The organism is Arhodomonas sp. SL1, assembly GCF_052060015.1.
Lineage (GTDB): Bacteria > Pseudomonadota > Gammaproteobacteria > Nitrococcales > Nitrococcaceae > Arhodomonas.
In genome coordinates this window covers 173,004-187,016 of record NZ_JBPODZ010000005.1, presented here as the reverse complement: position 1 = coordinate 187,016, position 14,013 = coordinate 173,004, and the positions used below count along the sequence as shown (strand labels likewise).

General features: G+C 68.1%; 6 protein-coding genes. 5 read left to right on the top strand and 1 reads right to left on the bottom strand.

Annotation, left to right across the window (positions count from 1 at the left end; all coding sequences use genetic code 11):
- Nucleotides 1–70: 70 nt before the first annotated feature.
- The 3 genes from aceE (at nt 71) to lpdA (ending at nt 6,384) form a co-directional block, all read left to right on the top strand.
- Nucleotides 71–2,746, top strand: a complete 2,676-nt coding sequence (gene aceE / locus ACQ754_RS09345) for a pyruvate dehydrogenase (acetyl-transferring), homodimeric type (RefSeq protein ID WP_440996750.1) — start codon at nt 71–73, stop codon at nt 2,744–2,746.
- A 108-nt stretch (nt 2,747–2,854) separates the two neighbouring features.
- Nucleotides 2,855–4,555 carry a dihydrolipoyllysine-residue acetyltransferase gene (gene aceF / locus ACQ754_RS09340; protein WP_440996749.1) on the top strand — a complete coding sequence of 567 codons (1,701 nt, stop codon included), beginning with the start codon at nt 2,855–2,857 and terminating at the stop codon, nt 4,553–4,555.
- 56 nt (nt 4,556–4,611) lie between these two features.
- Entirely contained in the window at nt 4,612–6,384 is a 1,773-nt protein-coding gene (gene lpdA, locus ACQ754_RS09335) for a dihydrolipoyl dehydrogenase (RefSeq protein WP_440996748.1), read from the top strand.
- A 140-nt stretch (nt 6,385–6,524) separates the two neighbouring features.
- On the opposite strand, the gene ACQ754_RS09330 is transcribed toward lpdA, so the two are convergent.
- Entirely contained in the window at nt 6,525–7,877 is a 1,353-nt protein-coding gene (locus ACQ754_RS09330; RefSeq protein WP_440996747.1) for a phosphomannomutase, read from the bottom strand.
- A gap of 153 nt (nt 7,878–8,030) precedes the next feature.
- On the opposite strand from ACQ754_RS09330, the gene ACQ754_RS09325 reads away from it, so the two are divergent.
- Entirely contained in the window at nt 8,031–9,056 is a 1,026-nt protein-coding gene (locus ACQ754_RS09325; RefSeq protein ID WP_440996746.1) for a 3-oxoacyl-ACP synthase III family protein, read from the top strand.
- Between the two features lie 86 nt (nt 9,057–9,142).
- Nucleotides 9,143–14,002, top strand: a complete 4,860-nt coding sequence (locus ACQ754_RS09320) for an NAD-glutamate dehydrogenase (protein WP_440996745.1) — start codon at nt 9,143–9,145, stop codon at nt 14,000–14,002.
- The last annotated feature ends 11 nt before the right edge of the window (nt 14,003–14,013 follow it).

Genomic DNA, 14,013 nt, shown 5'->3' with positions numbered 1-14,013 from the left:
ACAAGCCCTGCCGACAACGACAATGAACCACTGAACGCGCCACCACGGCGGCGACAGATGAGGTGAGATCATGGCTGCACGCATGAAACCCACGCCCCTGCCCGGCGACGAGGACCCCCAGGAGACCCAGGAGTGGCTCGAGGCCCTGGAGGCAGTGCTCGAGTATGAGGGCACCGATCGCGCCCACTTCCTGCTCGAGGCCCTGGTCGATAAGGCGCGGCGCCGGGGCGGCCAGCTCCCGTTCAAGGCCACCACCGCCTACCAGAACACCATCCCCCCGCAGCACGAGGAGAAGTCCCCCGGCGACGCCGCCCTGGAATGGCGGATCCGTTCGCTGCTGCGCTGGAACGCGATGGCCATGGTGGTCCAGGCCAACAAGGACCGCGAGGGCATCGGCGGCCACATCGCGAGCTACGCCTCCTCGGCCACCCTCTACGAGGTGGGGTTCAACCATTTCTGGCGCGCCCCTTCCGAGGACCACGGCGGGGACCTGGTGTTCATCCAGGGGCATTCCGCCCCCGGCATCTATGCCCGCGCCTATCTCGAGGGGCGGCTCACCGAGGATCAGCTCCACAAGTTCCGCTCCGATCTCTCCGAGGGTGGGCTCTCCTCCTATCCGCACCCGTGGCTGATGCCCGATTTCTGGCAGCTGCCGACGGTGTCCATGGGGCTCGGCCCCATCATGGGCGTCTACCAGGCGCGCTTCCTGAAGTATCTCCACAACCGCGGCATCGCCAACACGGAGGACCGCAAGGTCTGGGTGTTCTGTGGCGACGGCGAGATGGACGAGCCGGAGTCGCTGGGCGCCATCGGCGTGGCCGCCCGGGAGGAGCTCGACAACCTCATCTTCGTGGTCAACTGCAATCTCCAGCGCCTCGACGGGCCCGTACGCGGCAATGGCAAGATCATCCAGGAGCTCGAGGGCGAGTTCCGCGGCGCGGGCTGGAACGTGCTCAAGGTGATCTGGGGCTCCTACTGGGACCCGCTGCTCGCCCGCGACACCAAGGGGCTGCTGCGCAAGCGCATGGAGGAGTGCGTCGACGGCGAGTACCAGAACTTCAAGGCCAAGGGCGGTGCCTACACCCGCGAGCACTTCTTCGGCAAGTACCCGGAGCTCAAGGAAATGGTCGCCAACATGACCGATGAGGACATCTGGCGGCTCAACCGCGGCGGCCACGACCCGCACAAGATCTACGCCGCCTACGCCGCGGCCACCAAGCACAAGGGCCAGCCCACGGTGATCCTCGCCAAGACCGTCAAGGGCTACGGCATGGGCGAGGCCGGCGAGGGCCAGAACATCACCCATCAGCAGAAGAAGATGGCCGAGAACGCTCTGAAGGCCTTCCGTGACCGCTTCCAGATCCCGGTACCCGACGACAAGGTCGCCGACGCACCGTTCTATAAGCCCGACGACGACAGCCCCGAGCTCCAGTACCTCCACGAGCGCCGACGCGCCCTCGGCGGCTATCTGCCGGCCCGCCACCACGGCGCCGAGCCGCTCAAGATCCCGGACCTCGACGCCTTCGAGGTGCTGCTCAAGGACAGCGGCGACCGCGAGATGTCCACCACCATGGCCTTCGTCCGGGCACTGGCGGTGATCGGCCGTGACAAGACCCTGGCCCGGCATTTGGTGCCCATCGTCCCCGACGAGGCCCGGACCTTCGGCATGGAGGGGTTGTTCCGGCAACTCGGCATCTATTCGCCCAAGGGCCAGCTCTACGAGCCCCAGGACGCCGACCAGCTGATGTACTACCGCGAGGACAAGGGCGGCCAGATCCTGCAGGAGGGCATCAACGAGGCCGGCGCCATGTCCTCATGGATCGCGGCGGCGACCTCGTATGCCAACAACGGCATCGAGATGATCCCCTTCTTCGCCTACTACTCCATGTTCGGCTACCAGCGAACCGGCGACCTGTGGTGGGCGGCCGGCGACATGCAGGCGAAGGGCTTCCTCATGGGGGGGACCGCGGGACGCACCACCCTCAACGGCGAGGGGCTGCAGCACGAGGACGGCCACAGCCACCTGCTGACCTCAGTGATCCCCAACTGCATCTCCTACGATCCGACCTACGCCTACGAGATGGCGGTGATCATCCAGGACGGGCTGCGGCGGATGTACCGGGACCAGGAGAAGGTCTTCTACTACATCACCATGCTCAACGAGAACTACCACCAGCCGGCCATGCCGGAGGGGGCCGAAGAGGGCATCCGCAAGGGCATGTACCTGTTCCGCGAGGGTGGCCAGGGCAGCCCCCGGGTACAGCTGCTCGGTTCCGGAGCGATCTTCCGGGAGGTGGTGGCCGCCGCGGAGCTGTTGCACGAGGACTGGGGCGTGGCGGCGGATCTGTGGAGCTGCCCCTCGTTCACCGAGCTGCGCCGCGACGGCATCGACTGCGAGCGCTGGAACATGCTCCACCCCGATGCCGAGCCCCGGCAGAGCTGGGTGGCCCAGCAACTGGCGGGGCACGATGGCCCCGCGGTGGCAGCCACCGACTACATGCGCGCCTTCGCCGATCAGATCCGCGGCTACGTAGGCCGGCGCTATGTGGTCCTGGGTACCGACGGCTATGGCCGCTCCGACACCCGCGAGCGGCTGCGCCACTTCTTCGAGGTGGACCGCTACTACGTCACCGTCGCCGCGCTGAAGGCCCTGGCTGATGACGGCGACATCGATGGCGAACGGGTCAACGAGGCCATCCGCAAGTACGGCATCGACCCGGACGCACCGAATCCGGCGACCGTATGAGGGCGGCGAAGAACAAACCCCTGTAGCCACAAATTAACGCCGATGGACCCGGATGGTATGTGCTGATCCGGGTCCATCCGTGGCCCAGAACCATAGTGGATTTCACCCATGGCGCAGACAAAAGAAATCACGGTTCCCGACATCGGTGACTTCGACGAGGTCGATGTCATCGAGGTACTCGTCCAGCCCGGCGATAGCGTCGAGGCCGAGCAGTCACTGATCACCCTGGAGTCCGACAAGGCCACCATGGAGGTGCCCTGCCCCGAGGCAGGCCGCGTCGCGGAGGTACTGGTCTCCACCGGGGACAAGGTCTCCGAGGGCACCGCCATCGTGCGTTTGGAGGCCACGGACGCCGGTGGCGCCACCGAGGACGCGGACGCCGCGGAGGAGGCCACCGCGACCCAGGAACCACAGGCCGCCCCTTCCGGCGGCGCAGGCGGCGGCAGCGAGACGGTGACGGTGCCCGACATCGGCGACTTCGACGAGGTCGATGTCATCGAGGTACTGGTCCAGCCCGGTGACAGCGTCGAGGCCGAGCAGTCGCTGATCACCCTGGAGTCCGACAAGGCCACCATGGAGGTGCCCTGCCCCGAGGCAGGCCGCGTCGCGGAGGTGCTGGTCTCCACCGGCGACAAGGTCTCCGAGGGCACACCCATCGTCCGCCTGGCCGGCGCCGGCTCGGGGGAATCCGGCGCCGCGAAGGAATCCAGCCCCGCCCCGCCGCAGGCCCAGGAAGAACCGGCCCCGCCGCCGCAGGCAACGGCTGCCGGTGACGGCGAGCCCGGCGAGACCGACGCGGACACCGGCGAGATCCTGCCGGGCCCCAGCGCCGGGCGCTCGCTGGAGACGGACCACGAGCCCATCGAGCGGCCCATCGAACCCGAGCGCCAGCGCCTCGCCCACGCGAGCCCGTCGGTGCGCCGTTTCGCCCGGGAGCTGGGGGTGGATCTCGGCCAGGTCAGCGGCACCGGCCCGAAGGGCCGGATCACCCATGACGATGTCCGCGCCTTCGTCAAACGTGCCCTACAGGGCGGCGCTGCGCCTGCCCCGGCGGCCGCCCCTGAGGGCGGCATGGGGATACCGCCCATCCCCGCGGTGGACTTCTCCAAGTTCGGCGAAGTCGAGGAACGGGCGCTCTCGCGCATCCAGCAGAAGAGCGGGCCGCACCTGCAGCGTGCCTGGCTGAACGTGCCCCACGTCACCCAGTTCGACGAGGCCGACATCACCGCCCTGGAGGACTTCCGCAAGGCGGAGAAGGCGGCGGCCGAGAAGCAGGGGGTCAAACTCACGCCCCTGGCCTTCCTGGTGAAGGCATCGGCGGCGGCGCTGCGTGAGTTCCCCATCTTCAACAGCTCGCTGAAGGCCTCCGGGGACGCCCTGATCATCAAGAAGTACATCAACATCGGGGTGGCCGTGGACACCCCCAACGGCCTGGTCGTGCCGGTGATCAAGGGCGCCGATCAAAAGGGCGTCTACCAGATCGCCGAGGACCTGGCCACGGTGAGCGCCAAGGCCCGGGACGGCAAGCTCGGCCCCGGCGACATGCAGGGCGGCACCTTCAGCATTTCCAGCCTTGGTGGCATCGGCGGTACGGCGTTCACGCCCATCGTCAATGCGCCGGAAGTGGCCATACTCGGGGTATCCAAGTCGAGCATGAAACCGGTGTGGAACGGCAGCGAATTCGAGCCGCGGCTGATGCTGCCGCTGTCGCTGTCCTACGATCACCGGGTGATCGACGGCGCCGCGGCGGCGCGTTTCACAGCCTACCTCGCGGGGCTGCTCGGCGATCTTCGCCGGCTGGTGCTCTGAGTGACGAACGACACGCCACGGGTGAAGGCATCGGTGGCAAGAAGGACGGAATAACGATGGCGGAAATGAAAGAGATCAAGGTCCCCGACATCGGTGACTTCGAGGCGGTGGAGATCATCGAGGTGCTGGTCTCCCCCGGCGACGAGATCGAGGCCGAACAGTCGCTGATCACCCTGGAGTCCGACAAGGCCACCATGGAGGTGCCGGCGCCCTTCGCCGGGCGGGTCGCCGAGCTCAAGGTCCAAGTGGGCGACAAGGTCAGTGAGGGGGATGTCATCCTCCTCGCCGAGCCGTCGGAGGCGGGTGGCGACGCGGAGCCGGCCGACATCGGAGAGGCCGCGAGCAAGCCCCCGGCGGGGCCCGCCCCCGAGGCGCCGAAACCGGAGCCGGCATCGGCGGGGGAGGCGCCGGCCGAGGCCGACTGTGACCTGGTGGTGCTCGGCGCCGGCCCCGGCGGCTATACCGCCGCCTTCCGGGCCGCCGACCTGGGGCTGAAAACGGTGCTCGTGGAGCGCTACCCGAACCTCGGCGGCGTCTGCCTCAATGTCGGCTGCATCCCCTCCAAGGCGCTGCTCCACGCCGGCGCGCTGCTCGAGGAGACCCGGCAGTTCGCCGACCACGGCATCACCTTTGGCGAGCCCGAGATCGACATCGCCAAGCTCGGTGCCTGGAAGGACGGCGTGGTGGGTAAGCTCACCGGCGGCCTCAAGGGCATGGCCAAGCAACGCAAGGTGGAGGTCGTCCAGGGTGCGGCCGAGTTCGCCGGCACCCATGAGGTCGTCGTCCGCGGCGACGATGGCGAGCGACGCATCAGCTTCCGCAACTGCATCATCGCCGCGGGGTCGCGACCCACGGCGCCACCGGGCTTCGACCTGGACCACCCCCGGATCATGGACTCCACGGACGCGCTCAAGCTCGAGGAGATCCCGGAACGGCTACTGGTGGTCGGCGGCGGCATCATTGGCCTGGAGATAGGCAGCGTCTACCACGCCCTGGGCGCGAAGGTCACGGTGGTGGAGATGCTCGACCGGATCATGGCCGGCGGCGATCCCGACATCGTCAAGGTCTACAAGAAGCGCATCGACAAGGCCTACGAGAACATCTTTCTGCAGAGCAAGGTCACCGCCGTCGAGCCCGACGACGACGGCGTCACCGTGCACTTCGAGGGGGCAAAGGCCCCGGAAACCGATCGCTTCGACCGGGTGCTCGTCTCCGTGGGCCGGCGCCCGAACACCGATCTCCTCAACCTGGAGGCCGCCGGGGTGCAGATCGACGACAGCCGCTGCATACCGGTCAACGAGCACCAGCAGACAAATGTCGCCCACATCTACGCCATCGGCGACATCGTCGGCCAGCCGATGCTCGCCCACAAGGCGACCCACGAGGGCAAGGTGGCCGCGGAGTGCTGCGCCGGCGAGAAGAGCGCCTTCGATGCCCGGGTCATCCCCTCGGTGGCCTACACCAACCCCGAGGTGGCGTGGGTGGGCGTCACCGAGGAGCAGGCCAAGGCCGAGGGCATCGACTACGAGAAGGCGCAGTTCCCGTGGGCGGCCAACGGCCGGGCGTTGAGCCTGGACGCCAGCGACGGCGTGACCAAGCTGATCCTCGACGCGAAGACCGAACGGGTCATCGGCGCCGCCATCGTCGGCCCCAACGCCGGTGACCTCATCTCCGAGGTCTGCCTGGCCATCGAGATGGGCGCGGACTGCCACGACATCGGGCTGACGGTGCACCCGCACCCGACCCTGTCCGAGACCGTGGCCATGGCCGCGGAGGCGGCAGCGGGGACGCTTACCGATCTCTACATGCCGAAGAACAAGAAAAAATAGCCACGGACGAACGCGGATGGATACGAATACGAGACACCATCTATCCAACAGGCTGTCCCCAAGGACACCCGGTGACAAAGCGGTATCCGCAAGGCGAGTGATCCGCGTTCATCAATGTCCATCCGTGGCCCTGTTCCTTGTCAACCGTCGAGCCGCGCCAGCAGCTCGGCGGTCTTCGCCTCCATCAGGGCACGGTCACCGCGGGACTCCACGTTCAACCGCACCACCGGCTCGGTATTGGACATCCGCAGGTTGAAGCGCCAGTCGGCGAACTCGATGCTGACCCCGTCGGTACGGTCCACCGAGAGGGCCTGCGGCGTATAGGCGGCTTCCACCGCGGCGATGGCCGCCGCCGGGTCCGCGATCTCGCGGTTGATCTCCCCGCTCGCGGGGAAGCGCCCGATGCGCTCGTCGACCAGCTGCGACAGGGGCTTGCCGGTGCGCCCGATGAGCTCGGCGACCAGCAGCCAGGGCAGCATCCCGCTGTCGCAATAGGCGAAGTCGCGGAAGTAGTGATGGGCGCTCATCTCGCCGCCGTAGACGGCGTCCTCGGCACGCATGCGCTCCTTGATGAAGGCGTGGCCGGTCTTGCTCTGCACCGGCACGCCGCCGAACTCCTCGCAGATGTCGATGGTGTTCCAGGTCAGTCGCGGGTCGTGGATGATCTTCTCCCCGGGGGACTTGCGCAGGAACACCTCGGCGAGCAGTCCCACCAGGTAATAACCCTCGATAAAGCGGCCCTGCTCATCGAAGAAGAAGCAACGGTCGAAGTCGCCGTCCCAGGCCACGCCGAATTCGGCGCCGGCATCGCGCACTGCCTCCGCGGTCACCGAACGGCTCTCCTCGATCAGCGGATTGGGCACGCCGTTGGGGAAGTGGCCGTCGGGCTCGTGGTGCACCCGCGCGAAGGAAAACGGCAGTCGCGGCGCCAATGCGTCCACCACGGCACCGGCCCCGCCGTTGCCGGCGTTGACGACAATGGTCAGCGGCGTCAAGGCGTCGCGACGGACACTGCCAATAAGGTGGTCGACATAGTCGCCGCGATGGTCCAGGGACTCCAGGCCGCCGCGCCGGTCCGCTACCGGCAGGGCGTCGCCGGCGGCCAGGCGCTCGATCTCCCCCAGTCCGGTATCGCCGCTGATCGGCCGCGCCCCTTCCCGGACCAACTTCATGCCGTTGTAGTCCCGTGGGTTATGGCTGGCGGTCACCATGATCCCGCCGTTCAGGCCGTAGTGGAAGGTTGCGAAGTACACCTCCTCGGTACCGCAGACGCCGATATCCAAGACGTCGACACCGCCGTCGCGCAGCCCCTCGCCCAGCGCCGCGGCCATCGCGGGACTGCTCAAGCGGATATCCCGGCCCACGGCCACACGGGAGGGCCGGATGGCCTCGGCGTAGGCGCGGCCGATTCGTCGCGCGAGCCCCTCATCCAGGTCGTCGGGTACCCGGCCGCGGATGTCGTAGGCCTTGAAGCAGGAGAGGTATTCGCTCATCTCGTCCTCGGGCTGAAATGGCTGTAATCGACCCGGCATCTTACCTGCGCCGGCCACACCCCCACCATGGCGGATGATCGACCGCCAACCGGCGATCTGCCAACATAGCCGGGAAGCCGCCGCTATCCGAACCCACCAGGGAGCCGCCAGCGAATGGCACGGTCCGCTCGCATCGCCGCCACGGGGCAGTACCGACCGGCCCACCGGGTGACCAACGCCGCGCTCCTGGAGCGCCTGGGCCCGGAGCACGCGGAGCGCCTCCAACGCTTCGAGGCGGGTTCCGGCATCCGACAGCGCTGGCGCGCCGGCGACGACGAGGCCACCTCCGACCTCGCCGCGCGGGCCGCCGAACGGGCCCTCGCCCGGGCGGGGCTCACGGCGGCGGACCTGGACCTGATCCTGGTGGGCACGGACACACCGGACTACATCACCCCTGCCACGGCCACGGTGCTACAGGCCAAGCTCGGCGCCCACAGGGCAGGCACCTTCGACGTGGGTTGCGCCTGCGCCTCCTTCCCCACGGCCCTCGCCAGTGCCAGTGGCCTGATGGCCGCCAACACCGGCGTGGAGACCGTGCTCGTGGTGGGGGCGTATTTAATGAGCCGTCACGCCGCCGACGACGACCCCATGTCCTTCTTCTACGGCGACGGCGCCGGCGCGGCCATCCTCCGCCCCGCCGCCGAACCCGCCATACTCGGCGCCGCGTTCGACGCGGACGGCCGCTACGCCGACTACTGGGGCATCGATGCCGGCGGTACCGTGGAGCCGGCCAACCCGGAGGCCCTGGCCGCCGGCCGTCACCGGGTGCGGATCAAGCACCGCTACCCCCCGGAGATCAACGAACAGGGCTGGCCCCGACTGGTCCGCCAGCTCGCCGCGCGCTGCGGCTTTGCCATCGACGAGATCGATCACGCTATATTCACCCAGGTGAATCGCTGCACCATCCACCGGGTCTGTGACGCCCTGGATCTGCCCCGGGAGCGGGCGGTGATGATCATGGAGGAGTGCGGCTACACCGGCTCGGCCTGCGTGCCGATGGCCCTGGATACGCTGCTCAGCCATGGCGGCGCGCGTGCCGGCGACCTGGTGGTGCTGCTCGGCTCGGGGGTCGGCTACAACATGGCAGCGGTGGCGGCGCGCATCGACGCACAGGCCGCAGCGGCGGCCGCCACAGACTGAGCCGTTCGCCCCTACGAAATGGGACGCTTGCGACTACACTGGCACAAGAACCAAGGGCCACCACCAACGCAGGGACAGGGGGAGAGATGCTGCAAGCCGCAGAAGAAAAGGCCCGTGACGAGGTCATCGACGAGATCGCCGCCCGGGTGCAGCAGCGCTGGCGCGCCGAACAGGCGGAGATTGTAGCGACGTTCGTAGGCCTGTATTACGAAGGGGCGGCGCCGGAGGACGTGCTCGAGCGGCGCAGCGACGACCTCTACGGCGCGGCGCTGTCCCACTGGAATCTCGGCGAGGCCCGCGCCGCGGACGAGATCCGCGCCCGCGCCTATAATCCGGATACCGAGCAGCACGGCTGGCAGTCTACGCACACGGTCTGCGAGGTGGTGGCCCCGGACATGCCGTTCCTGGTGGATTCGGTGTCCATGGCGTTGAACCGCCTGGGCCTGACCATCCACCTGATCATCCATCCGGTACTCACGGTCCGCCGCGATGAGGCGGGTCATGTCAGCGAGGTCCTGGACGCCCAGGAGGCGGAGGGGGCGATCCCCGAGGCCTGGATGCACTTCGAAGTGGACCGCCAGGGCGAGGTGGAGGACCTGGATCGGATCGAGACCGAGGTCACCTCGGTGATCGAAGACGTCCGCAGTGCGGTGGCGGACTGGAAGCCCATGCTTCAGACCCTGGAGGAGGCCATTCGGGAGCTCGAGCACCGGCCGCCGGCCATTGACCGGCGCCGGCTCGAGGAGGTCTGCGCCTTCCTGCGCTGGATCCACGACGACCACTTCACCCTGCTCGGCTATCGCTGCTATGAGCTGGTGCCGGAGGGCGACGACGTTGCCCTGCAGGCCTGCAGCGATACCGGCCTCGGCATCCTACGCGAGCACGAGGGCCACGAGCGCTCGGGCAGCTTCGCGGCCCTGCCGGCGCCGATCCGCGCCGCGGCCCGAGACCCGGATCCCCTGGTGTTGACCAAATCGAATACTCGGGCCACCGTCCATCGGCCCGGCTACATGGACTATATCGGCGTCAAGCGATTCAATGAACAGGGCGAGGTGATCGGCGAGCACCGTTTCCTCGGCCTGTTCACCTCCGCTGCCTACCACCGCAGCCCGCGCACCATCCCGCTGCTGCGGCGCAAGCTCGAGCAGATCCTAGAACAGGCCAACCTGCGGCCCAACAGCCATGCGGGCAAGGCACTGATCAACATCCTCGAGACCCATCCCCGCGACGAGCTGTTCCAGGCCTCTACCGAGGAGCTCTACGAAACCGCCAAGGGGATCCTCCACCTCCAGGAGCGCCAGCGGGTCCGGCTGTTCGTGCGCTACGACACCTTCCGCCGTTTCGTCTCCTGCCTGGTGTTCGCACCGCGGGAGCGCTACAACACCGACGTGCGCGAGCGTATGGAGACCCTCCTCATGGAGGCCTTCGGCGCGAGCACCTCGGAGTTCACGGTACAGCTATCGGAATCGGTGCTCGCGCGCATCCACTTCATCGTGCGCCTGCCCGAACCCGGCCAGCCACCCTATGACCACGACGAGCTCGAGCAGCGCCTGGCCAATACCATGCGTAGCTGGCGCGACGAATTCGCCGAGGCCATGCTGGAGTTCTTCGGCGAGGCCGCGGGCAACCGGTTGCTGCAACGCTATGGCAGCGGCTTCAGCGCCGCCTACCGGGAGGACACCACCGCCCGCGCCTCGGTACACGATGTCGAGCGCCTCGAGGGGCTGTCCACCCGCGACGACCTGGGCATCGTCCTCTACCGACCGCTGGAGGCGCCGCCGGAGATGCTGCGCCTGCGCCTCTACCAGTACCAGCGCCCCATGGTGCTCTCCGACGTCCTGCCGGTGCTCGAGCATATGGGCGTGGAGGTGGTCGACGAGCGCCCCTACGAGGTCACTCCCCGGGGCGGGAGCACCTGCCATATCCACGACTTCGGCCTGCGCTACGACGGCACCGCCCGGCAGGAGGCGGAGCACATCCGCGAGGCCTTCCAGGAGGCCTTCACCGCGGTCTGGCACCGTCACGCCGAGGACGACGGCTTCAACCGGCTGGTCCTCGCCGCCGGCCTCAGCTGGGAGCAGATCGTCATCCTGCGGGCCTATGCCCGCTACCTGCGCCAGGCGGGCCTGCCGTTCAGCCAGCAGTACCTGGAGGAGACCCTGGCCGGAAACCCGGGTATCACCCGCCGCCTGATCCGGCTGTTCGCCGCCCGACTGGACCCCGACAACGCCGACGAGGGGCGGGTGCAGACGCTGGCCACGGAGATCGACGAGCGCCTCGAAGAGGTGAGCAGCCTCGACGAGGACCGCATCCTACGGCGCATCCTGGCCGCGATACAGGCGACCCTACGGACCAACTTCTACCGCCGCGACACCAACGGCAACCGCCGTGGCTTCGTCTCCCTGAAGCTCGACCCGCGCGCGATCCCCGGCGTGCCCAAACCGGTGCCCGCCTACGAGATCTTCGTCTACTCACCACGGGTGGAGGGTGTGCACCTGCGCGGCGGCAAGGTCGCCCGCGGCGGCATCCGCTGGTCGGACCGCCGCGAGGACTACCGCACCGAGGTCCTGGGGCTGATGAAGGCGCAGATGGTCAAGAACAGCGTCATCGTGCCCATGGGCGCCAAGGGCGGATTCGTCTGCAAACAGCTCCCCGAGGACCGCCAGGCGGCCGGCTCCGAGGTGCTCGAGGGCTATCGCACCTTCATACGCGCGCTGCTGGATGTCACCGACAACATCGTCGACGGCGAGGTGGTGCCGCCACAGCAGGTGCGGCGCCACGACGATGATGACCCCTACCTGGTGGTGGCCGCGGACAAGGGCACGGCAACATTCTCCGACTACGCCAACGAGCTCGCCGAGGAATACAACTTCTGGCTCCACGACGCCTTCGCCTCCGGCGGTTCCACGGGCTACGACCACAAGAAGATGGGCATCACCGCCCGGGGCGCCTGGGTGGCGGTGCAGCGCCACTTTCGCGAGCTCGGCCACGACATCCAGAGCGAGCCATTCACCGTAGTCGGTGTCGGCGACATGTCCGGCGATGTCTTCGGTAACGGCATGCTGCTATCCGATCAGATCCGGCTGGTGGCGGCCTTCGATCACCGCCACATCTTCATCGACCCGAACCCGGACCCGGCGAGCAGCTACGCCGAGCGCCAGCGGCTGTTCGCCCTGGATCGCTCCACCTGGGACGACTACGACCGCAGCAAGATCTCCAGCGGCGGGGGAATCTGGCCGCGCACCGCCAAGTCCATCCAGCTCTCGGCAGCAGCGCGCAAGGCGCTGGGCATCACCGGGGGCGAGCGGCTGACGCCGCTGGAGGTGTTATCGGCCATCCTTCGCGCGCCGGTGGACCTGCTCTGGAACGGCGGCATCGGTACCTATATCAAGTCCTCCGAGGAGACCCACGCGGACGTGGGCGACAAGGCCAATGACGCCCTCCGCGTGGACGGCCGGGAGCTGCGCTGCCGGGTCATCGGCGAGGGCGGCAACCTCGGCGTCACCCAGCTCGGTCGCGTGGAGTTCGCCCTCCACGGTGGCCGCGTCAACTCCGACGCCGTCGACAACTCCGGCGGCGTGGACTGCTCGGACCATGAGGTCAACATCAAGATCCTGCTGAACCGGGTCGTCGACGACGGCGATCTCACCAACAAGCAGCGCAACCAGCTACTCGCGGAAATGACCGGCGAGGTGGCCCGGCTGGTGCTCTCCAACAACTACCGCCAGACCCAGGGTTTGTCCCTGCTCGAGCGCCACGCCCCGGAGTGGATGGACGAGCACAGCCGCTACATGCGTGAGCTCGAGCGTGCCGGCCAGCTCGACCGCCACGTCGAGTTTCTGCCCGACGAGGAAGGCCTGGAGGAACGCGGCAAGGCCGGACGTGGGCTGACCCGCCCGGAGCTTGCGGTACTCCTGGCCTATGCCAAGATCGAGGCGTACCCGGAGCTCCTAGAATCGGAGCTGGTGGCAAGCCCCTATCTCAGCGACGAGCTGATGCGCTACTTCCCACAGCCGCTGCGGGAGCGTTTCGCCGAACGCGTGCAGGTCCATCCCCTGCGCGGGGAGATCATCGCCACGGTGGTCACCAACCATATCCTCAACCGCATGGGTACGACCTTCCTCTACCGGATCCGCTCGCGCACCGGCGCGGGAGCGGCGGATGCCGCCCGTGCCTACTTCGCGGCCCGGGACATCTACGGATTGCGTGAGCTCTGGCACGAGATCGACGCCCTGGATAACCAGGTCCCCGCCGACACCCAGCTGCATTTGCTCGACACCCTCTGCGAGCTGCAGGAGCGGGCCACCCTGTGGCTGCTGCGCAACCTCCCCTCGCCACTGGAGATCGAGGAAACCGTGGCCCGCATCAGCCCGGCGGTGCGACAACTCGCCGACTCCCTCGACGAGCTGCTACCCGAGGAGGATCGCCGGATACTGGACTCGGAGGTGGAGGGTTTTACCGCCAAGGCGGTGCCCGAGGCCCTGGCCCGCCGGGTGGCACGGCTGGAACCCCTGTATGCCGCCCTCGACCTGGTGAAGGTGGCCACCGACACCAACGCCCCCCTGCAGGAGGCCGCCGAGGTCTACTACAGCGCCGGCACGCGCCTGGAGCTCGGGTGGCTGCGCGAGGCCATCACCGAGCACCCCGTGGACGATCCCTGGCAGGAGCGCTACCGGGCCGGCATGGAGGAGGAGTTCTTCGTCCAGCTCCGCCGCCTGGCGGTGCGCGTGCTGCGCAGCGGCGATGCCGGTGAGCCGGCGGCACGGCGCTTGGAGCGCTGGATCGGCGACAATCAGGCCATGGTCGAACGCATGGGCGCGACCATCGCGGAGCTGCGCAAGGCCTCCCAGGTGGATCTCGCCATGCTCGGCGTGGCACTGCAGGAGCTGCGCAACCTCGCCCAGGCGGGCTCGGCGCAGCAACTGGTCACCGGCGAGCCCGCTTGAGGCGTTCATTC